At 43.7% G+C, this 22,381-nt stretch carries 21 protein-coding genes; 19 read left to right on the top strand and 2 right to left on the bottom strand.

What is annotated here, in order from left to right; all coding sequences use genetic code 11:
* Positions 1–2: 2 nt before the first annotated feature.
* The 5 genes from opp1B (at position 3) to abc-f (ending at position 5,262) form a co-directional block, all read left to right on the top strand.
* Positions 3–932: a nickel/cobalt ABC transporter permease gene (gene opp1B, locus AKG37_RS08305; RefSeq protein ID WP_060698374.1), complete on the top strand. Its 930-nt coding sequence runs from the start codon at positions 3–5 to the stop codon at positions 930–932.
* A 5-nt stretch (positions 933–937) separates the two neighbouring features.
* On the top strand, positions 938–1,825 hold the full coding sequence (gene opp1C / locus AKG37_RS08300; RefSeq protein ID WP_060698373.1) for a nickel/cobalt ABC transporter permease: 888 nt from the start codon (positions 938–940) through the stop codon (positions 1,823–1,825).
* Entirely contained in the window at positions 1,788–2,606 is an 819-nt protein-coding gene (locus AKG37_RS08295) for an ABC transporter ATP-binding protein (RefSeq protein WP_060698372.1), read from the top strand. The genes opp1C and AKG37_RS08295 overlap by 38 nt, the downstream gene beginning before the upstream one ends.
* Positions 2,600–3,370, top strand: a complete 771-nt coding sequence (locus AKG37_RS08290; protein WP_060698371.1) for an ABC transporter ATP-binding protein — start codon at positions 2,600–2,602, stop codon at positions 3,368–3,370. The genes AKG37_RS08295 and AKG37_RS08290 overlap by 7 nt, the downstream gene beginning before the upstream one ends.
* A 332-nt stretch (positions 3,371–3,702) precedes the next feature.
* The gene (abc-f, locus tag AKG37_RS08285) at positions 3,703–5,262 is read left to right on the top strand and encodes a ribosomal protection-like ABC-F family protein (protein WP_193391707.1); all 1,560 of its coding nucleotides are present in this window, start codon (positions 3,703–3,705) and stop codon (positions 5,260–5,262) included.
* A 16-nt stretch (positions 5,263–5,278) separates the two neighbouring features.
* Here the strand turns inward: abc-f and AKG37_RS08280 are convergent, their stop codons facing one another.
* Positions 5,279–6,688: a polysaccharide deacetylase family protein gene (locus AKG37_RS08280; protein ID WP_060698369.1), complete on the bottom strand. Its 1,410-nt coding sequence runs from the start codon at positions 6,686–6,688 to the stop codon at positions 5,279–5,281.
* A gap of 323 nt (positions 6,689–7,011) precedes the next feature.
* Here AKG37_RS08280 and AKG37_RS08275 point away from each other — a divergent pair, with 323 nt between their 5' ends.
* The 4 genes from AKG37_RS08275 to AKG37_RS08260 all read left to right on the top strand — a co-directional run bounded on the left by AKG37_RS08275 (position 7,012) and on the right by AKG37_RS08260 (position 10,324).
* Positions 7,012–8,040, top strand: a complete 1,029-nt coding sequence (locus tag AKG37_RS08275) for a FecCD family ABC transporter permease (protein WP_193391706.1) — start codon at positions 7,012–7,014, stop codon at positions 8,038–8,040.
* Entirely contained in the window at positions 8,037–9,038 is a 1,002-nt protein-coding gene (locus AKG37_RS08270) for a FecCD family ABC transporter permease (RefSeq protein WP_060698368.1), read from the top strand. Before AKG37_RS08275 ends, AKG37_RS08270 begins: the two co-directional genes overlap by 4 nt.
* A 17-nt stretch (positions 9,039–9,055) precedes the next feature.
* The gene (locus AKG37_RS08265) at positions 9,056–9,955 is read left to right on the top strand and encodes an iron-hydroxamate ABC transporter substrate-binding protein (protein ID WP_060698367.1); all 900 of its coding nucleotides are present in this window, start codon (positions 9,056–9,058) and stop codon (positions 9,953–9,955) included.
* A gap of 144 nt (positions 9,956–10,099) precedes the next feature.
* A complete protein-coding gene (locus AKG37_RS08260; protein WP_060698366.1) occupies positions 10,100–10,324 on the top strand; it encodes a phage holin in 225 nt (74 codons plus the stop codon).
* Positions 10,325–10,411: 87 nt separating this feature from the next.
* On the opposite strand, the gene slrR is transcribed toward AKG37_RS08260, so the two are convergent.
* A complete protein-coding gene (gene slrR, locus AKG37_RS08255; RefSeq protein WP_060698365.1) occupies positions 10,412–10,882 on the bottom strand; it encodes an HTH-type transcriptional regulator SlrR in 471 nt (156 codons plus the stop codon).
* Between the two features lie 257 nt (positions 10,883–11,139).
* Between slrR and AKG37_RS08250 the strand changes: the two genes are divergently transcribed.
* The 10 genes from AKG37_RS08250 to AKG37_RS08205 all read left to right on the top strand — a co-directional run bounded on the left by AKG37_RS08250 (position 11,140) and on the right by AKG37_RS08205 (position 22,362).
* On the top strand, positions 11,140–11,871 hold the full coding sequence (locus AKG37_RS08250; RefSeq protein WP_060698364.1) for a YveK family protein: 732 nt from the start codon (positions 11,140–11,142) through the stop codon (positions 11,869–11,871).
* Positions 11,861–12,544, top strand: a complete 684-nt coding sequence (locus AKG37_RS08245) for a CpsD/CapB family tyrosine-protein kinase (protein WP_060698363.1) — start codon at positions 11,861–11,863, stop codon at positions 12,542–12,544. The genes AKG37_RS08250 and AKG37_RS08245 overlap by 11 nt, the downstream gene beginning before the upstream one ends.
* A gap of 164 nt (positions 12,545–12,708) precedes the next feature.
* Positions 12,709–14,583: a polysaccharide biosynthesis protein gene (locus AKG37_RS08240; protein ID WP_060698362.1), complete on the top strand. Its 1,875-nt coding sequence runs from the start codon at positions 12,709–12,711 to the stop codon at positions 14,581–14,583.
* Positions 14,549–15,697 (top strand): glycosyltransferase family 4 protein, encoded by a 1,149-nt coding sequence (locus tag AKG37_RS08235; protein WP_060698361.1) that lies wholly within the window; start codon positions 14,549–14,551, stop codon positions 15,695–15,697. The genes AKG37_RS08240 and AKG37_RS08235 overlap by 35 nt, the downstream gene beginning before the upstream one ends.
* Positions 15,690–16,529, top strand: coding sequence for a glycosyltransferase EpsE (locus AKG37_RS08230; protein WP_060698360.1), 840 nt, complete (start codon positions 15,690–15,692; stop codon positions 16,527–16,529). Before AKG37_RS08235 ends, AKG37_RS08230 begins: the two co-directional genes overlap by 8 nt.
* The gene (locus AKG37_RS08225; protein WP_060698359.1) at positions 16,522–17,652 is read left to right on the top strand and encodes a glycosyltransferase family 1 protein; all 1,131 of its coding nucleotides are present in this window, start codon (positions 16,522–16,524) and stop codon (positions 17,650–17,652) included. The genes AKG37_RS08230 and AKG37_RS08225 overlap by 8 nt, the downstream gene beginning before the upstream one ends.
* Before the next feature lie 14 nt (positions 17,653–17,666).
* A complete protein-coding gene (locus AKG37_RS08220) occupies positions 17,667–18,770 on the top strand; it encodes an EpsG family protein (protein WP_060698358.1) in 1,104 nt (367 codons plus the stop codon).
* Positions 18,771–18,797: 27 nt separating this feature from the next.
* Complete coding sequence (locus tag AKG37_RS08215; RefSeq protein ID WP_060698357.1) at positions 18,798–19,820, top strand: glycosyltransferase family 2 protein; 1,023 nt, start codon at positions 18,798–18,800, stop codon at positions 19,818–19,820.
* A gap of 11 nt (positions 19,821–19,831) precedes the next feature.
* Positions 19,832–20,851, top strand: coding sequence for a polysaccharide pyruvyl transferase family protein (locus AKG37_RS08210; protein WP_237697663.1), 1,020 nt, complete (start codon positions 19,832–19,834; stop codon positions 20,849–20,851).
* Complete coding sequence (locus tag AKG37_RS08205; protein ID WP_060698355.1) at positions 20,848–22,362, top strand: MATE family efflux transporter; 1,515 nt, start codon at positions 20,848–20,850, stop codon at positions 22,360–22,362. The genes AKG37_RS08210 and AKG37_RS08205 overlap by 4 nt, the downstream gene beginning before the upstream one ends.
* Positions 22,363–22,381: the final 19 nt, after the last annotated feature.

Raw genomic sequence — 22,381 nt, 5'->3', positions numbered from 1 at the left:
ACATGACACGCTATCTCTTCGAACGAATATTGATGCTTTTCCCACTGATGATCTTTATCACCTTCTTTGCCTTTGTCCTACTCACGATGCGAGCGAGTGATCCAGCTGAGGTCGCTTTACGGGTGAATCAAGTGACTCCAACAGAAGAAATGATTGAATCAATGCGGCAGGAACTAGGTTTAGATCAACCATTTCTTATACGATACGCCACATGGTTTAAAGATGGATTAACAGGAGATTTTGGCAGGAGCTACGTCACAAAGGAGCCGGTTTTTGACCTTATGATGGAGGCGCTGCCTGCGACATTGCAGCTTGCAGGGGCAGCGCTCTTTTTCATCATTGTGTTCAGTTTGTTATTCGGAATGATCTGTGCGTATGCTGCTCATACCTGGATGGATCGAATACTGAGAGCCTTTGTGTTTATCGCCGCTTCGATGCCTAGCTTTTGGCTGGGGATTTTATTGATTTGGCTCTTTTCTGTCAAATTCAATTGGGTCAATACGAGTGGAATGGAAGGATTTCAGTCGATTCTGCTCCCAGCTGTCACACTTTCACTTGGCTACTTATCAACCTATGTGAGACTGATACGCAATCAAATTCTAAAGTTTCAGCACGAGCCATTTGTTTTTTATGCAAGAGCCCGTGGTTTAAAGGAACGATCTGTTCAATTGAAAGTCATGAGACATGCCCTGCAATTAGCGGTGACTGCACTTGGTATGTCTATTCCAAAGCTTATTGCGGGAACCGTTATTATTGAAAATCTTTTTGCTTGGCCAGGGGTTGGCCGGTTGTGTGTAACCGCTATTTTCCACGCTGACTTCCCGATTATTCAAGCCTATTTGTTTGTCATGGGGTTCCTGTTTGTTGTGTGCAATCTCATTGCTGATGTGATGCAGATGGCCATGAATCCGCAGTTACGAAAGGAGGCGTGAGAACGATGATAGGGTGGAATCAATTAAGAAAAGATCGTATGGCTGTTCTTTCGATCTGGGTGTTAGCACTTGTTGCATTAGCAGGCCTGTTTGCACCATTGTTAGCACCACATGATCCAACACATACGAATATTCTTCAAAAATATGCCGGCATCAGTCTTACTTATCCGCTTGGAACAGATCATCTCGGGAGATGTGTATTGTCACGGCTTTTATATGGCATTCGGACAACAATGCTTGCGGCTCTACTGACGATGTGTATCACGATGCTCATTGGCAGCACACTTGGACTCATGGCCGGCTTCTTTCGAGGAAAGGTGGATGGTGTGTTGATGAGACTGTGTGATGTCATGCTGTCTTTTCCAGCAGAGGTCATGATTCTTGCGGTTGTGGGGATACTCGGACCGGGGCTGTTCAATATTATTTTGGCAAATGTCCTTGCGAAATGGGCTTGGTATACAAGAATGATTCGTTCGTCTGTCCTGCTATATGCGAATGAACCAGCCGTTCAGTTTGCCAAGGTATCTGGCGGCTCTTCCTTTTACATTCTGAGGAGGCATCTATTTCCTCGCATTTCAGGAGAAATCGCCGTTTTTGCGACACTTGATGCGGGTTGGGTGATCTTAAATATATCTGCCTTGTCTTTTCTTGGGTTAGGTGTCAGTGCACCTACACCGGAATGGGGCATGATGCTCAACGAGGCAAAGAATGTCATGGTGACACATCCAGCACATATGCTTGCACCTGGACTTGCCATCTTATTTGTGGTCATGGCGTTGAACTTTTTAGGAGACAGCCTTCAGCAGGCCACCAGCCCTGTCATGCATCATACCAGTAAAAAAAGGGGGAGACCGTTTGCTTTTTATCGACGTAAACAATCTGTCCGTAAGTGATCCACTTCTGCAAAAGGAGATAGTAGAAAATATCACATTTTCCTTACATCAAAAACGCTGTTTAGCCATCATTGGAGAAAGTGGAAGTGGAAAATCAACTATCGCAAAAGCGATAATTGACCTTGTTGTCCCTTCGCTAGAGGTGGGGGGATCAATCACTTTTGACGGGGAGAAATTGACAACTCAAGCAGCACAGCAATGGAGGGGAAAACGAATAGGATTCATCTCACAGGATGCCATGAATGCATTCAATCCCATCGAAACGATTGGTCATCAAATGCTGGAAACATTTCAGCAGCATCTAGGTTTACGCGGGAAAGAAGGGAAAGCATATGCTATGGCTGGACTGGAGTGTGTTCATTTAAAAAATCCGCATGATTTGATGAAAAAATATCCGTATGAACTGTCTGGCGGTATGCAGCAGCGTGTTATGATTGCCATCACAATGATGCTCACTCCTGACGTGATCATTGCAGATGAGCCAACGGCGTCGCTGGATGCATATAATCGGCGTGAAGTCATCAGGCAATTCCAAAGGCTGAAAGAAGAAACAGGCGCCGCCTTGATCGTCATTTCGCATGATTTAGGTGTTGTTCAGGCGATCGCAGACGATGTGATGGTGATGCATCAAGGCGCAATGCTTGAGCATCGCTCAGCCGAGAAAGTATTCACATCACCCAAGCATCCCCAAACAAAGCATTTAATTGAGACGAGACTGAGGTTATCTGCCCCACTTGAAGCACTTCGGCAGCAGAAGAGAGTGGAGGCGTTCCTATGTTGATCACAGCCGATGATGTAGTCAAACATGGAGATAAGAAAGGTTTCTTCTCTCGTCAAATGCAATCAAAAGCACGCATATCAAACGTCTCGTTTCAAATTGAAAAAGGGCAATGTGCCGGGTTAGTCGGTGAAAGCGGCAGCGGTAAAAGCACATTGGCACGAATTCTGCTCGGTTTAGAAAAGATAGATGGCGGCGAGATTCGAATTGAAGGGAAGCCGGCTCACACATGGCGGAGGGTGAACCGGGGGAAAATGAGTGTTGTCTTTCAGGATTATCTCTCTTCTGTCCACCCATCCTTTACGGTGAAAGAGATCATAGCAGAGCCGATGCGCTTGTTAAAGCAGGGTCATAATGTGGATCAGAAGGTGTTGTCATTGCTTGAGCAAGTCAGGCTGCCCTCGACTATGCTGAATCAATATGCTCATCAGCTGAGCGGCGGTCAGCTCCAGAGAGTTTGCATTGCACGAGCCATCTCAACACATCCATCGATTCTCATACTAGATGAAGTCCTGAGCTCACTTGATGTGTCTGTTCAAGTACAAATATTAGAGCTGCTTGAGACATTAAAAAAAGAGCTGGACATGACCATCCTCATGATTACCCATGATGTAGAAGCGGCCGTGTATCTATGTGACCGTCTTCTTTTTTTACATGAAGGAAGTCTAGTGGAAGAATGTAAAAAGGATGAACTGTTTGAAGTGTCCCATCCGTTTACACGTCAGTTAATAGACTCACTTATGCCTTTTCAGCTTGACAAAAAATAACCAATCTTTTATCGTATACGTAACAAATGACGGAAGGGTGACCCAATGCAATGAAGTACTAATCCTATGACCTGTAAGCAAAATGAACGAACGAAGGCAGTGAGCAGACGATCGGTTTGCCATGTTTGCTGCGTTTTCATTTTTTAGCTTCGGAATAGGATGGTACAGCTTGGGAATCAAAGAATGAGGTGATTGATACGTAGGATGTGTGTGTTCAAATGTGAACGGTACATCATACTAGATCAATCCGCTTATTTTTGTACACCATTTTGCCTCCTATTCTGAGAATGGGAGGCTTTTTCATGTCTCCTGATACGAAAGGAGAGGATTGGATGTTATTAAAAGCCAATCAGTTAAAGGTATTTCGAAAGGATCGCTTGTTATTTGAAATTGAGGAGCTGGCCATTCATCAAAATGACCGCATTGGACTTGTAGGGATAAATGGCAGTGGGAAAACAACTTTATTGCATGTGCTGGCGGGGCAGGAAAAACCAGACAGCGGCACATTTGCCGCGACAACGACCTGTATGTTGCTTCCTCAGCTGAAACAAGCAGATGGCAGACAGAGCGGCGGCGAGATGACCCAGACTTATATTGAAAGAGCATTAAGCAGCCCATCTGCCCTTTTATTAGCAGATGAACCGACAACTCATTTGGATACAGAACATATTGAGTGGCTGGAAGAAAAGCTGCGTCATTATCAAGGGGCACTCATTGTTGTTTCTCATGATCGTGCTTTTTTAGATGCGGTATGTACGGAGATTTGGGAGCTTGATCAAGGGCATCTTCATCAATACAAAGGTAATTACACGCATTTTGCACAACAAAAAGAGCTGGCACATCGTCAGCAGGTGGAAGCGTACGAAGCTTATACACAAAAGAAAAAACAGTTAGAGCATGCGCTCGAAAAGAAAAAGAAAAAGGCTGACAAAGCGACAAAGCCATCTCAAAAGGTGAAATCTTCAGGGCCTAAAATTGCAAAGCCTTACTATGCAAATAAACAAAAAAAGCTGCAAAAAACAGCTAAATCTATTGAAACAAGAATGGAGAAATTAGAAAAGGTTGAGAAGGTAAAGGACGTTCAGCCCCTTCAAATGACGCAGCATACGATGAAGGAAGTAGCAAGCCGTACCATTTTACGAGTGAAACATGTAGATGGCAAGGCAGGCGATAAAGTGCTTTGGAAGCAGGCGAATGTGGAAGTGAGAGGCGGAGATAAAATCGCCATTATCGGAAAAAACGGGAGCGGCAAAACGACATTTCTTCGAATGCTAGTGAATGGACATCCCGGAATTTCTCGCTCAGAGGCTGCCAAACTAGCGTATTTTCGTCAGGATCTCTCAGGATTGAAGGTAGATGAATCCATTCTACAAAATGCGCTGAAAGAGGCGGTTCAAGATGAGACAGTGGTTCGAACGGTTTTAGCGAGACTTGGATTTCGTGGGGATGATGTGCATAAGCCTGTTGGGGTATTAAGCGGGGGAGAACGGGTGAAGACTATGCTTGCGTCCTTACTCGTCAGTGATGCCAATGTGCTCATGCTGGATGAACCGACGAACTTTTTAGATCTGGCTGCAGTTGAAGCGCTTGAAGGTCTATTGAAGGATTATCCAGGGACCGTTGTGTTTGTTTCCCACGATCGCAGACTGATTGAGCAGGTGGCTACTCGCATTTTCCATGTTCACGAAGAACGCATTGTCGGGTTTGACGGCACGTATGAAGCGTATAAACAAAAGGAAGAAAAACCCGCTGTTACTCAAAGAGAAGAGGAGCTTATGTTAATTGATATGCAGCTGTCTGAAGTGCTCAGCCGTTTAAGTATTGAGGCATCGCAAGAGCTTGAAGAGACATTTCAAGCCTTATTGAAGCAAAAAAAGTCTTTGGAGTCATAAAAGAAACCCCCTGTGTCTACTGCATAGGGGGTTGTTCTTGTCGTTCCTTTTTTAATTGTTCAAGTTCACTCACTGTTACCAGCTGGTAGCCTTGTTTGGTGAGTTCATGGATGATCTTTACTGCTGCTTGAGCTGAGCTGTCATAAATATCGTGCATTAACACTGTTCTGCCATCTGCTGCATGTGAGAGAACGTGGCTTGTGATCTGCTGACTGTTGCGAATTTTCCAATCCTCAGGATCAACATCCCACAACGATACCTTCATCCCAATCGCCTGATTGATGTTTTGGTTTGTTCCACCATATGGCGGTCTAAAGTGAGTAGGTGTATATCCGCTCGCTTTCTCAATCAGCTGCTGGGTGTCCTTCACTTGTTTCACGGCTTGTTTTAAAGGCAGTCTTGTTAATAAAGGATGATTGTAAGAATGGTTTCCGATCTCATTCCCACCTTTTAAAATGTCAGCAAGCATTCCAGGATAATATTGCACCCTGCTGCCTAATACGAAAAAGGTGGCATGTCCTTTATTCGCCTTCAGGGCATTTAAAATTTTTGAGGTTGTCGCTGGATTCGGTCCATCATCAAATGTGAGTGCAATGGCTTTTTTATTCGGGTCAAGCTTTGATTTTTGCGGAAGCTTGACGGCTTTTCTTTTCGGATTCGGTTCTTTCATTTCATTTTTATTTTTGGTTTTATTCATATATTCTGGTCTCATCATGTCTTTCAGCAGCGTCTTTTTGATTGCGAGCGTTTGCGGACCAAGGTCCTGTTCGGCTACTTGAGAAGCTGGAAAATAAAACTCCACATATTTATCTTTCAAGGCAAATTGGCTGAAGTTTTGAGCAGTAGGGGCAGTTCCTTTCTGAAGGAGAGGCAGATCCTTAGATAAAGTTTTGTCCTTTCGAAGCTCCATATATGTAATGTAGGATAATTTCTTTAAATAATTGGCTTTAGGCAAAAATAAATCTTTTGTGTCAAGAAAGGTTTTTTTCTGAAAATCATAGTTAATCGTTAAATGATTGGTGGTTCCATTTTGCTGGCCAGTATACGTATAGGTCGTAAAGTGAATGGCAGCGGACTGTTTCGCATAATGCACCATATCATAATCAATATTCAGCTCATAGCGTTTATTTTCATCAATATCCTTTGCTTCACTGAAGGTCTTTTTAAAATGCTCTAATGCTGAATTGGCATAGCTTTGAATCTTGTCATCTAGCTTTTTTTGATGAAAAAGAGGATAGTTGACTGCATATCTCATAAATTTCCCGTCATTTACGAGAGTGACAATTTCTACATTTTTATAATTTGTATCCTGCTTTACATTTTTCTTCTCCGTACCACTTGCTTGTTGGTTTTGGAAGAATGCAACTGCTCCAATGACGGCCGCAAGCGCAAATAGGACGATACTCCATTTTCCCTTTACTGACACAACGTTCAAATCTCCTCTCATGACGGGTCATTCTTTATCAGTTTGACATCTGTTTGTAATATTTTTATAACATTTGACTTACTTTTGTAATTTTAGGGGATGTACATGCGAAATGTCAACTATTTTCCTATTAAAATATAAGAAAAAATGATAGATTGTTCCAAGCGAAAAATAGAACCTCTCATCTCGCTGCTTTGCACATACCTTCATTAATTAAAAAATAGGGTGTACATTGATTTTTTAGAGACTGGCGGCTATAATTTTGATGATTATGATTCTCATTTTCAAATTGACTTTTAATGAAGAAAAGGATGACACCGATTTTGCAGGATATGCGAACACCTCAACAAAAACGATCATCACATATTGTGTATTTTTTGATATTTTTTCTCGCAGTCATTGGTTTAGCGGCTGCCATGTTTTTTGCTGTGTCATACGGTGCAAAGACATTGTCCCTGCAAACGGTTTGGACAGCTGTATTTGACTACCAGTCAAATGTAACTGAGCAGCAGATTATCCATGAATTAAGACTTCCTCGTGTTTTAGGGGCAGCTCTAGTTGGAGCGGCATTTGCCGTAGCGGGTGCTCTCATGCAGGGCATTACAAGAAATCCGCTGGCAGACGCGGGGATTTTGGGCATTAATGGCGGTGCAATGTTTGTGGTGGCTCTCTGTTTTGCGTTTTTCCCAGGAATACCCTATTCGGCATTGATGTTTTTTTCCTTTATCGGTGCTGTGCTCAGTACGCTGCTGATCTTTGCCATTGGGGCGGCTGGCGGCGTATTGACACCGCTGCGCCTAACAGTGGCAGGGGCCGTTGTTGCCGCATTGCTGCATGCGCTCAGCTCTGGGATCGCGATTTATTTTGACCTGAGTCAGGATTTGGCTTTTTGGTATGCAGGCGGGGTGGCTGGTGTAAAATGGCCGCAGCTGACAATTCTTGCCCCGGTCATTCTAGTGGTGATCGTATGGGCGATGTTATTGGGACGGTCACTGTCATTGCTATCGCTCGGTGAGGATGTAGCGGCGAATTTAGGGGTGAAAACAAGAAAAGTGCGAATACTAGGAATGACCGCTGCTGTCTTATTAGCAGGGGTTTCTGTATCAGCAGTCGGGTCCATTGGGTTTGTCGGTCTCGTCATTCCGCACATCGCACGAAAGCTTGTTGGTGTAAACTATCGTTTCGTCATTCCGATGTCAGCGATACTAGGCGCTATGCTGCTTGTCTTTGCAGACCTTGCCAGCCGCACAGTCAATCCGCCAAGAGAGCTTGCCATTGGTGTGATGGTAGCGCTTGTTGGTGTTCCTTTCTTCTTATATATTGCCAGAAAAGAAGGGAGGAACCTGTCATGAAAGAGAAACAGCGTGCTCTTATCGTGACAGTCGTTTTGCTTTGCCTGAGTGCGGCTGTTGTGCTGTATAGTTTAAATACCGGTACGCTGAAACTAAACCCTGTCGTGGTTATCAAGACGTTATTTGGCTTTGGTGATTTCCAAAGTGAAACGGTGCTGTTTGACTATCGCCTGCCCCGGATCGTAGTGACGATTTTGGCGGGAATTGGCCTTGGCGTAGCTGGCGGCATTTTGCAGAGCTTATCCCGTAATCCACTGGCCGATCCTGGAATCATTGGACTGAATGCAGGGGCGGCATTTGGCTTAATTGTGTTTGTGACGTATTTTCACGCACTTGAAGGTAATCCTGCTCTTCTCATTCCGCTCTTTACGTTTGGCGGCGGACTGCTGGCGGCACTGGTCATCGTACTTCTTGCATACGACCGGCATGAAGGGCTTGTTCCTATCCGGCTGATCTTAGTCGGGATTGCAGTTGCTGCGGGATTTAGTGCACTCACCTTATATTTGTCATTGAAGCTGGATGAGGATACATACACGTTTGCTTCAAGATGGCTTGTGGGCAATGTATGGGGGAGAGACTGGATTCACGTGCTAGCACTTCTCCCTTGGATTGTATGCCTTGTGCCGCTTACACTCATGCAGTCAAACACCCTCAATGCATTGACATTAGGAGATGCTGTCGCCTCAAGTGTAGGTGTACGTGTCCAGCGTAAACGGCTCGTTTTGCTGACCTTAGCTGTTGGTTTGGCGAGTGCAAGTGTTTCAATGACAGGCGGTATTGGCTTTATCGGTCTCGTCGCTCCGCATTTGGCAAGACGGCTTGTCGGCTCATTGCACCAGTATTTTTTACCGGTTAGTGCGCTGCTTGGCTTATTCATTTTAGTTAGTGCCGATACAATTGGACGTTCTATTTTTGCCCCGAATGCTATACCAGCCGGTGTAGTAGTGGCCTTTATCGGAGCCCCATATTTTCTCTATTTATTGACAAAAACGAAATAAACACGAAAGAGGAACTCATCATGAAAAAATTACTAGTGTTTGGATTAACGCTCTGTTTCCTATTGCTTGCCGCTTGTGGACAACAGGAAACAAAGAATACAACAAATCAAAAGGACAATGGAACACCAAAGATTGCTTCCTTGTCTATTCATTTAACCAATGACTTATTAGCGCTTGGGATCAAGCCAGCAGGCTCTGTTGTAGGAGGAGACTTAAAAGATTTCCTTCCACATGCGAAAAAACAGCTGAGTCAGACGAAGAAACTCGGGATTGCAGCCGATCCAGATATGGAATCACTGCTCGCGTTAAAACCAGATGTCATTTATGTTGATGAAGAATTAGCTGGACAAGACTTATCGAAATATAAAAAGATCGCCAAAACGGAAGTGTTTAATTTAAATGATGGCACATGGCGGGATCATTTGAAAAAAATCGCTAAACACGTCAATAAAGAAAAAGAAGCCGATCAATATATTAAGAATTACAATCAAGAAGCAAAAGAAGTCAAATCGCTCATCAAGAAAAAGATTGGAAACGGAAAAGTCATGGCAATTCGTGTGACAGCAAAGGAGCTTCGCGTATTTAGCATGAAGCGTCCAATGGGTCCTATTTTATACGAGGATTTAGGTCTGACACCTGTCGATGGCGTGAAAAAGCTGGACAGCAAGCGCCCATTTGAAGTGATTTCTCAAGAGGTTCTTCCTGACTATGATGCTGACGCTATCTTTGTTGTCGTCAACCGTGATGATAAAGCGCAGCAGGCATTCAAGCAATTAGAAAAGACGCCGATTTGGAAGGGTCTAAAAGCTGTGAAGAAAAATCAAGTTTATCCGATTGCTGATCAGCCATGGCTCGATTACTCAGCTCTAGGCAATAAAATGGCTTTGGATGAAGCAAAAGAGATGTTTTCTAAATAACAAGCAAGTGAAAAGAGGCATCATTCCGCATATAGGAATGATGTCTCTTTTTTTGATTTGTTCTTCTATTCATTCGGCTTTTGCATACATATGAGAGGGAACGAGCAGTACCGCCCATGTGAAGAGGAAAGGGAGGGGTTATAGTTGAAGGTTCAAAAAATCAGTGCAGGTACGATTGCGAGGCTTGTGTTACTTTTACTGGCACTTGTTAACAGTGCGCTTACCGCTGTGGGGAAAAGCCCAATTCCTATTGATGAAGAAGGCGTTCAGCAATTCATCACGTTAGCCTTTCTTGGGATTACATCACTATGGGCCTATTGGAAAAACAATGATATAACGAAAAAAGCACGAACAAAAAAAGAAAAATAAGAGAAAAAAGAGCCTTTCATGATCAAAGGCTCTTTTTCATCGAAGCGTCAAACGCCTCTCCCCGCAATTTGATTCTTCCTGAAAGGCTTACGCCCGGCGTTCTCCCATGCTGGTGAGGAAAGCTTTTACTTCCTCAATGCTTAAGCCGATCGCCTTCGCTTCACTCATTAGACGCTTCCACTCTGTGATATTTGAATCGGTCAGCTTTCTATGGGTGACATGTAACGTCTTTTCTTCCTGCTCCTTTCGGTAAGTTTGGAGCAGCTGATAGAGCTCTTCTTTAGGCATACCGGATTGGACGGCATTGACGATATGCTCTCGCCATTCGTGTTCACCACCTTCTGAGTGATGGAACATCATCGTCTCTGCATCAAACAGTTCTTGTAAATCAATTTCTAGTGAAGAGGATACCTTTTTTAAGAATTGGACAGATGGATTCCTGTGGACACCCCGCTCAATTTTGCTCAAATAGGACTTAGAAACATGAGCGGCTTCAGCCAGCTGTTGGATCGAGTATCCTTTCCTCTTTCGGTAAATGCGTATCACCTTGCCTATCATTCGATCAATGATCTCCCTTCTCCTCGGCGAATCGTTCTGCGACCTTTTCGTTCATTATAAGAAATAAATTGTTCTTTATAAAATTCAAAAACGTAAGAAACAGGAAGTAAACAAAAGAAAACGAACGATTTCGTTCTTTAAAAAGAACTATAAGACCTATTATGACATTTTTCTTTGCGGGTATTATCTTTTATAATCCAATCATTAACAAAAAGAAACCATATATAACCTTTTTATGATGAAGTCGGGAGGTATCTATGAACGAGAATATAGGTTTTAAGCAGCTGTTTTCTGTCATAAAAGAGAAAATGGCCCTTCTGATCCTGATTGTCCTGATCGTAACGGGCATTTCAGCCTACTATCAGTTCTATGTCTCAACTCCTGTATATCAGGCAACCACACAAATTCTTGTTCATAAACGCAGCAAGGACGCACAAGCAAATTTAAACGATATTCAGATGAACCTTCAATATACACGTACCTTTCAAGTTTTGTTAAAAAGTCCAATCGTCACTGAAAAAGTAAAAGAAACACTTCAGCTCACAGAGTCAGCTGAAGGATTAAAACACAAAATTGCCACAAGTACAGAAAATGAGTCTGAGGTCATTAATATTTCTGTACAGGATGAGGACCGCGCGAAGGCAGTCGCCATTGCGAATACGGCAACAGAGGTGCTGCAAGAAGAAATCAAAAAAACCATGAATATGGATCGCATTAATGTTTTGTCTGAAGCCAAGCTGTCTAACACGATTCTGCTGAATTCAAGGAAATTCGTTCATATCGTTCTGGCACTAGGCGCCTCTTTATTAGGGGGAATGACACTCATTTTCTTAATGAATTTACTCGATGATACTGTAAAACGAACACATCAAATAAGAGAAGAGATCGGATTGCCGTCGCTCGGCAGTGTCTATCAGATGCAAGCAGATAGGAGGGCCAAAAAAGACAAGCAGTCCGTCATAACGGGAGGACAGAACATTGATCTTTAAGAGGAAGAAAAGAGAAAAGAGAGATTTATCATGTATTTCTGTATTAAATCCTCACTCTGTCATTGCGGAACAATTCCGTACGATCCGAACAAACATTGAATTCACATCGATCCAAACAAGGCTGAAATCCATATTGGTGACATCCTCCTTGCCAAAGGAAGGGAAATCATTTACGGCTGCAAACTTAGCAGCTGTTTTTGCACAACAGAAAAAGAGGGTGCTGCTCGTAGATGCAGATTTACGAAAGCCAGCTGTTCATGAATATTTTGACCTGAGTTATCACACTGGTTTGACGAATGTGTTATTAAATAATTGCAGTTTGGAGGAAGCCATTTTACCTACACCGATTGAGCATTTAGAGCTGCTTCCGAGCGGAACGATTCCGCCGAATCCAGCAGAACTGCTCTCCTCTTCTGTGATGAAACAGCTATTTTATGAGATTGAACAGCAATATGACATGGTCATCGTTGATTCTTCGCCGCTTCTGCCAGTTGCAGATGCAAAGATTCTAGCGAACCGGACGGATGGGAGCATTCTCGTTGTCTTGAGCGGCAAAACAAAGATCGCTGCTGTGAAGAAATCAAAAGAAGTATTAGACGGAACAACGGGCAAATTGCTTGGGGCTATGCTGAATGGCAAGAAAGAGAAAAAGGGCAGGCTGTATATGTATTAAAAAGATTGATAGGTGATGTCTCCTAATCTTTAACAATGGAGGCACTCGATCCTGCTGTGGGCATAACCAGTGCCTTAGATGCTCGTCATCAGTAGTGGGGTGTGAGGATGGGTTTGATGCCCAGATGACGTAAGATTAGTGATGTTGAAAAAGGGGGAGGAGCGTTGACTTACGCCCAAAGATTATCAATTATCGTGGCACTAGATTCATATCTCATCTTAGTTGCCGTCTTTTTTGGCTTTCAATTTGTCCAAGAGGCGGCGTTAACCGTTTATACATTTGAAATGCTCGCCATTTCTTCGCTCAGTCTGCTCATTGGTCACCATATATTTGCCTGCATGTTTCATGTGTACAAGCAAGTATGGGCTTATACAGGGATAAGAGAGTTATTTTCTTTAATGAAGACCTTTGTATGTTCTTTTTTATTTTCTATGACGATGCTGTACATTTTCGTGCAGACATGGCCATTTCGGTTTTTATTCATCGTGTGGCTTTTTCATGTCTTATTCATCGGTGCATCACGTATGGCTTCTAGACTATTTCATGATGGGGCAAAGCGGCTCCAGGCAGAAAAGGAGCGGGCATTAATTATTGGCGCCGGATCAGCGGGGACCATGCTCGTTCGTCAGCTTCAGCAATCGAGTGATGTACATATTGAGCCAGTCGCCTTCATCGATGATGACAAGACGAAGCATAAGCTTGAAATCATGAGACTGCCCGTTATAGGGGGAAAAGAACATATTCAAACAGCTGTTGTCATGATGGATATTCAGAAGATCATCATTGCCATTCCGTCTAAAAGCAGTCACACCTTAAAAGGGCTGTATAAGGAGTGTGTAGCAACCGGGGTCAAAACACAGATCATGCCGGAAATGGATCAGATTCTAAAGGGAACCCATGCCCTGAATCAATTACGGGATGTACAGCCAGAGGATTTACTAGGGAGAGAACCGATTCAATTAGATACAAGCCGTCTATCTGTACATTTAAAGGGAAAAACGATCATGGTTACAGGGGCAGGCGGATCAATTGGATCAGAAATCTGCCGTCAAATATGTGTATTTGCTCCTCAAGCGATTGTACTTGTGGGACATGGAGAATTTAGCATTCATTCTATTTTACTAGAGCTGAAAGAATTATATGGGGGAAGCATCAGTCTCTATCCACAAATTGCGGATATTCAGGATAAACAGAAAATGAGCGAAATCGTTGGTCAGTTTCAGCCGGATATGATTTATCATGCTGCGGCACATAAGCATGTCCCGCTCATGGAAATCAGTCCGAAAGAAGCAGTGAAAAACAATATTATCGGGACAAAAAATGTCGCAGAAGCTGCGCACGAGCACGGCATTGAAACATTCGTCCTCATCTCATCTGATAAAGCAGTCAATCCTGCTAATGTGATGGGAGCGACAAAACGGTTTGCTGAAATGCTGATTATGCAAATGGGGGCAGACAGCGAAACGAAATTTGTTGCCGTTCGATTTGGAAATGTACTCGGGAGCAGGGGAAGCGTCATTCCTATTTTTAAGAAACAAATTGAACAAGGCGGGCCGGTGACAGTCACCCACCCAGCGATGACCAGATATTTTATGACCATCCCAGAAGCATCAAGGCTTGTGATTCAGGCAGGTGCACTGGCAGAAGGAAGACAGATTTTTGTATTAGATATGGGGGAGCCAGTAAAAATCGTTGACCTCGCAGAAAACCTCATTCACCTCTCAGGCTACACTACAGACCAGATTCCGATCACATTTACAGGCATTCGCCCTGGGGAGAAAATGTACGAGGAATTACTCAACCAGCATGAAAAAGCACAGGAACAAATCTTCCCGAAAATTCATATCGGTCATGCTCTGGATGGTGACCCGTATGTGCTGAACAGTTTTATCCATAAATTTGACATGATGAGTGAGGAGCAAATGAGACAAGCATTATTTGCTGCCATTGAGTCGCATGATATGTTGTCCGATCAGATGAAACGAGAGGAGGAACCGCCTGCCAATGAAGAAAAAAGTCTTGTTTTGCGCAACGGTTGATTATCATTTTAAGGCATTTCATCTTCCATTTTTCCGGTGGTTTCAGGAACAAGGATGGGAAGTGCACACAGCGGCAAATGGTCAGCTGGAGCTGCCTTATGTGGATCGAGCTCACTCGATTCCAATTCAGCGCTCTCCTTTTCATGTACGCAACCGGCTTGCATATGTGGAGCTGAAGAAGCTGTTAGCGAAAGAGCACTATGATTTCATTCATTGCCACACCCCTATGGGAGGTGTCATTGGCAGGCTCGCAGCCAAAAGCACGCGGAAACAAGGAACGAAGGTTCTTTACACGGCACATGGCTTTCATTTTTGGCAGGGGGCGCCGCTTCAAAATTGGCTGCTCTATTATCCAATTGAGAGGTGGCTCGCCGGCTATACAGACGCTCTTATCACCATTAATGGAGAAGATTTTAAAAGAGCAGACTACCTATCAAATGAGCGGGCATCCGTCTATTATGTTCCCGGTATGGGTGTGGATATGAAACGATTTGCACCAGTTGATGAAAAAGAGAAGCAGCGTCTTCGCGCAGCCTATGGCTTTTCTCCAGAAGATTTTATTGTGTTGTGTGCTGGGGAATTGAATGTTAATAAAAATCAAGGGATGCTCATTAAAGCATGTGCACTGCTAACTAGGAATATACCAAATGTGAGGATCGTGTTTGCTGGGGAAGGTACAATGAGGCCGAAGTATGAAAAGCTGGTTTGCGAGCTCCATCTGGAAAAGCATGTCCGTTTTGCTGGTTTTTGTAAACAAATTGAGGAATGGATGCATATGAGCGATGTATGTGTGTCCACAAGCCTGAGAGAAGGGCTCGGCATGAATTTGCTTGAAGCGATGTCTGCGGAAAAACCCGTGATGGCAACAGAGAATAGAGGGCATTGTGAGCTTGTCAGACATGGGATCAATGGTTATTTAGTCAAACCACATGATGTGATGGGCTTAGCTGATTATTTACAGCAGCTCTATCACAAAAAAGATCAGCTGCCTCTTATGGGAAAAGCAGGTCGTTCTATGGCTCATGCATTTGCACAGGAGCAGACGCTCAGTGCAATGGAAGAAATTTATACAACCTATATGAATCAAGCAGAGAAGGTGAAACAGCATGCATAAACCAAAGGTGTCTATCATCATGGGCGTCTACAATTGCCAAGAGACAGTGGAAGAAAGTATTGAATCCATTCTTCATCAAACGTATGAAAATTGGGAGCTCATCATATGTGATGACGCATCTACAGACGGCACCTATGAGAAAGTGCTGTCTTATAAAAATCGACATCCTGAAAGAATTCGCCTTATCCGTAATAAACAAAATCAAAGGCTCGCTGCCAGCCTCAATCGCTGCCTAGCGGAAGCGAGGGGAGACTTAATTGCAAGGCAGGATGGCGACGATGTATCGGTGCCTCTTCGTTTAGAAAAACAGGTTCATTTCCTCGACACACATCCTGAATACGATGTGGTCGGTACGGCAATGACGGTTTTTGATGAAACGGGAACAAAGGGTGTGCGGGCACTTGTCTCAGAGCCTGATCGCCGGGTGATGGCAAGAGGAACTCCTTTCTGTCATGGGACTATTATGATGAGGGCTTCTGCTTACAAGGCTTTACATGGATATCGCTCTGTGAAAACAACAAGGCGGATGGAAGATATAGACCTTTGGATCCGCTTTTTTGCTGCAGGAAGGAAAGGTTTTAATTTACCAGAACCGTTATACCTTGTAAGAGAGGATGAAGCGGCCTTTCATCGAAGGAAGTTTCGATATTCTATGGATAATGCCTGGCTCGTCTTAAAAGCATGCTGGCTCTTAAAATTGCCGCCGGTTGATTATCTATTTGCTATAAAGCCAGTGGTACGAGCTTGTTTATCACCAAAGATCATGAAGCTTTATCATCGGCGGAAGCTGGAGGCGTCTATGCTGAAAGAGAGGGCGGTTCGTGATGAGTGAACCAAAGCGCGTACTCCATATTGTAGGCGGGATGAACCGAGGCGGAGCTGAAACGATGATCATGAACATCTATCGTGCACTCGACAGGAATGTCCTGCAATTCGATTTCATTACCCACCGCAAGGACGTCTGTGATTATGATGAGGAAATTCGCCGGCTCGGGGGACGTATCTTTTACGTGCCAAGTATTGGGGCGTCCTCCCCGATGGCCTTTGTGAAAGCTTTGACAAAGACGATCAAGCAAGCGGGGCCATTTCAGGCAGTGCATGCACATACGGATTTTCAAACAGGCTTCTCCGCACTTGCTGCGAAACTGGCGGGTGTGAAGGTGCGCATTTGTCATTCACATAATACGGCTTGGAAACAGTCACCAAACGGGCTTGATCATCTGATGCTCAAAGGGTTTCGCCAGTTAATCTTTACATTCTCCACACAGCTTGTTGCATGCGGCGAGGATGCCGGTGCCTTTTTATTTGGACAGAAAAAAATGGAGAATGGACGAGTTGAGGTGTTGCCAAATGGGATTGATTTATCCCTTTTTTTTCAGCCTGGGTCAGACGAAAAGGCAGAGATTAAAAAGCAGCTCCATCTTCTCGAAAAGAAGATGATTATTGGTCATATTGGGCGGTTCCATGAGCAAAAAAACCACGTTTTTTTTATGGAACTGGCGCAGACCTTAAAAAAGCAAGGAGTCTCATTTCAGCTTGTTCTTGTAGGAGATGGACCGCTGAAGCCAGTCGTCGAATCGTATGCAAAGAAGGCAGGTATTTTAGAGAATATTGTCTTTACAGGCGTCGTATCAGACGTTCCGAAATATATGAAAGCATTTGATGTGTTTGTTATGCCATCCTTGTTTGAAGGTCTTCCGCTTGTATTAGTGGAAGCACAGGCTTCTGGATTGCCTTGTGTCATTTCAGATCATATTACAGAGGAAGTGGATTTAGGCTGTGGTCTTGTAAAAAGGATGTCGCTGCGGGATTCTGCACATGAATGGATGAAGGCGGTTCTTGAAGCATATCATGCAGAGCCTCCTCTTCAAGAGACCATTATATCCCAGCTTGAACAAAGAGGATTTGATGTGAAACAGAATATCACACGTGTGATGGATCTATATGGAATGTAAGAAAGGAAGGGCAGATGGCGGTTTATTTGGTGAACATGATCATGGTCTATTTATGGTCGAGCTTTGCCGCATTTTACGGCAGGCGTGACGATACCATTCAAAGCGGATGGCGGCCTAACAAGCTTCTAGTGTTTTTTCCGTTTTTGTTCCTTTGTATTGTCTCTGGAATTCGATACAAAGTAGGAACCGATTTTGTCACTTATGGACAGATGTATGAATTCTCCATCAACTATGAAAAGCCTTGGCATATATTTGGGTTCGGAGTGGATAAGGCCGCAACCGATCCGGGGTTTACGTTTATTTTATGGATGCTCAATCAACTGTCTCATGATCCGCAAATCATGTATATCTCGATTGGGGCGATCACCTATTTCTTTATCATTAAGACGCTTATTCAATATGGCCGTCCCTTTGAGCTTAGTATGCTACTGTTTCTGGGGACCTTTCATTATTATGCGTCTTTTAATGGCATGCGTCAGTATATGGTGGCAGCGATTCTTTTTTATGCCATCCGGCTGGTGATCAATGGTCAGTGGAAATTGTACTTTCCGCTTGTCCTTGTCTGTTCATTATTTCATTCATCAGCACTCATCATGATTCCTGTGTATTTTATCGTGAGAACAAAGTCGTGGTCTTGGATGATGCTGGTCTTATGCATGGTTTTTCTAGGCTTAACCGCTCTTTATGATCGTTTTGTCTCGGTGTTTGTGGTGATGCTACAAGGCAGTTCATATGGTCATTACGAGGAATGGCTTACAACGAATACAAATGGAATGAATGTGACAAAAATCGGTGTATTGATTTTGCCGCTTCTGCTTGCTTTCTTTTATCGAAAACGGCTTCGTGAGCTGACGCCTGAGAGTGATTACATTGTGAATTTTTGCTTGCTTGGCTTTTTGTTTGGCATCCTTGCAACAAAGGATGTCATTTATGCTAGATTTCATATTTATTTTGGCTTGTATCAGCTCATTTTACTGCCATATTTCACACGTATTTTCGATGAGCGGTCTAATGTCTTTATGTATGTAGGGATCGCTGTTTGCTATATTTTGTACAGCATCATGCTGATGCCGTTTGATTCTTCTGTATTACCGTACAGAACGATATTTACAAAGTAGATTTGAAGAAAGGTGGGGCATGCTGTAATGCCAGCTATCAGTCTATTGGTCGCAGTTTACAATACGAGTCAATATGTAGAGCAATGCCTTCAATCGATTGCAGATCAAAGCTTTACCGATATAGAAGTCATTCTTGTCAATGATGGATCGACGGATCACAGCGGAGAATGGCTTGAAACATTTGCAGCCCGAGATAAGCGTTTTCGGGTCATTCATCAAACCAATCAAGGGTTAGGTGCTGTGAGAAACCGGGGCATTGAAGAAGCAAAGGGGACGTATCTTGCCTTTATTGATTCAGATGATATTCTCGAACCTCATTACTGTGAAGCCTTGTATGAAAAAGCCGAAATGACTGACGCAGATCTTGTGGTCAGTGAATACTGGATTCAATTTGAGCAGTCAAAACGAACCATCCCATCGACGCTGTTAAACGAGCGGTCAGCTGAAAAAACGAGTTTAATCAAAGCGTTATTACATGGGGATATCACTGGATTCTCATGGAATAAGCTGTATCGGCGAGCCTTTTTAGAAGAACATCACATCCGATTTCCACTGCGGGGTGAGCTTGAGAACATTGAAGATCAATATGTGACGCTGCGCTGTTTTTCTTTATCACGCAGAATCGCTTTTGTTCATGAGCCCCTTTATTACTACAGAGTTCATCTGTCATCTATTGTGCAGCGATATCAGAAGCAGTATTTTCATCATGGACTGACCTTTTATCATGCACAGCGCTTGTTTTTAAACGAGCATGATGACATTTCTTTGTATGAGAAAGCATTAGACTTTTTTATCGTCAACCATACGCTTCATTGTATGCTCAACGAATGGAAAAGCCAAAATGCGCTCTCTGTTCAGGAAAAACTTGATCACATGCGGGAAATGGTGACACACGAGGCTTTTCAGCATGCCGTCAAACAAGTGGAACCATCGAAGCTCACGGCTCGAAAGCGAATGATCTTATTCCTTGCTAAGTGCCGGTTGATTTATCCGCTTTCTGCCGCCGCTTCGAGTTATCAAAAATGGATCGAATATCAAACAAGGAAATAGGGGTGAAGAGATTGACATTACAGCAATGGAAGGCACACGCTGCAGAGTGGCTGCTTTTAAAGGTCAAATATCCGCTTGAGTATAGACTGAGCCGCCAAAGGCTGCCAGAGCTGAGTCATCAGAAGAAGATCATTCTCACGCTTCTGCCGGGGCATGATAATTTAGGGGATCATGCAATCGCCTATGCGAGTTATTGTTTTTTAAAGAAGCACTTTCCAGCCTATGACATCATGGAAGTGGACATGAAAGATATATACCGCCTCGCCCGTCCACTACAGCGCAGCCGGCACCCCGAAGACATCGTCTGTATCATCGGTGGGGGCAATATGGGAGATCTATACCGCTACGAAGAATGGACAAGACAATTTATCATAAACACCTTTAAGTCCTATCCTATGATTCAACTGCCTGCCACTGTTCATTTTACAGAAACAAAAAAAGGGAAACGGGAGGAACGACGCGCCATTCAAACGTATAAGAGGCACCCGAGACTGCTTCTCATGGCAAGAGATCAAACAACCTATGAATGGATGCAGCGGCATTTTCCTGATCAAGATGTGTGGAAACAGCCTGATATGGTGTTGTCATTAAATGAATCATCAAAAGATGAAAGTCGTGAAGGGGTTCTGCTTTGTCTGCGTGAGGATCAGGAAGCATATCTCACAAAAGAGAAGCGCCAGCAGCTGCTGCAGCATATTCAAGAGACGTACGATCAAGTCGGTATTATCACAACGACAATTGGCAAACGAGTTGATCGAACGACTCGTTTAGATGAATTAACAGCTTTGTGGACGGAGCTAAGACAGGCAAAGGTTGTCGTGACAGATCGTCTGCATGGCATGATCTTTTGTGCAATTACACATACACCGTGTGTTGTCCTGAGATCGTTTGATCATAAAGTAATGGAGGGATATGAGTGGGTGGATCATCTACCGTTTATGACCCTTTTAAAAGAACCAAATGAGGCAGCTGTGAAAGAGGCAATTGATCAGCTGATGAAATCCCTTAGACGCTACGTGGAAGCACAATGAATCGAGCGTTCCTTTACAATGCTAGTGCGAACTTAATCACGTTTGTCCTGATGATGCTCATGTCTGTTTGTTTAACACCTTATATTGTTCATACGCTTGGAGTGGAAGCATTCGGCTTAATCCATCTGACGCAAAATATGATCAACTATTTATCGGTCATTACGGCTTCGCTAAGTGCTGTTGTTGTGCGTTTTTTCTCTGTGGCGGCTCATAAAGGAGAGATGGAGAAGGCGCAGGGCTATCTCGCTTCCTATTTCGTCAGTTCGTTTTTATTATCCATCAGTCTCTTTTTACTTTGTCTTTTCATGTCTCATCAGCTGGTTGAGTGGCTTCATGTGCCTGCTCATCTCGCCAAAGACACACAGATCGCCTTTATTTTAGGGGGTCTTTTATTTATGCTCAATTTCGTTATGTCTGGCATTGGGGCTGCACCGTTTTATGCGAATAAGCTCTATATATCAAGTGTTGGACAGGCAATTCAAATGTTTTTGAGAGCACTGATGATTGTCATGCTGTTTACATGGATGACACCAGCCATTTGGCATATTCCGCTTGCGGCCGTCATTGGGAGTTTAGCGGCTATGGGAATCGGTATCTATTATTTTAAAAAACTCATCCCTTGGTTTTCGTTTAAGTGGCGGCACGTCTCATTATCGTCTAGCCTCACTCTTGTTCGATCTGGGGTCTGGCATTCATTTGAGCAAATGGGCATTTTGTTGTTTTTACAAATTGATTTATTGATGACCAACTTGCTCATTGGTGCGGAAGCAACGGGTCAGTATGCGGCGATCTTGCAGTTCCCATTATTACTTCGCACTCTAGCAGGGACACTAGCGGTTGTGTTTGCGCCAACGATCACGAAATTTTACTCGAATCAGGACAAAGAGGGACTCATTCAATATGCTGCAAACGCCATTAAGTGGAGCGGCTTATTTGTTGCGTTTCCAGCCGCACTTTTAGGAGGTCTCGCTGGTCCACTTATGGATTTATGGCTGGGGCCTGCCTTTGAGGAGCTGAAATGGCTTCTCATGATTCATGCGGCTTATTTATGTTTGACTTTGATGTTTTTACCGCTGACATATGTACCGCCCGTTTTTAATCGATTTAAAGTTCCAGCGGTTGTCACACTGATATTAGGTGTGTCTAATGTGCTATTTGCCTATGGATTGACTCATATGCTGCAGCTTGGGTTATATGGCATTGCATCAGCTGGGGCAATGGTTTTATTGATCAAAAATATCGTGTTTCTGCCAATTTATACGGCCAGTATCACGAATCAGAAAAGCACCATTTTTTACAAGCATACGCTCATTCCGCTTGCTGGAGCGCTCTTGATTTGGGGCGTCTGTGTAGGAATTCAGGCGGTATATAACGTGACTTCATGGTGGGAGCTGTTTTCGATTGGCGGGCTCTGTTTCATTCTTTATATGTGCTACTTATATCTGTTTGCAGGAACAAAACGAGAGCGGATGCAGCTGATGCGTAAAGTGAAGCAAACAGTCTCCCGCTAAGTGAAAAGGAGATGCAATG

Source organism: Bacillus australimaris (assembly GCF_001307105.1).
In the GTDB taxonomy this organism is placed as follows: domain Bacteria; phylum Bacillota; class Bacilli; order Bacillales; family Bacillaceae; genus Bacillus; species Bacillus australimaris.
This window is presented reverse-complemented; position numbering and strand designations above follow the sequence as displayed.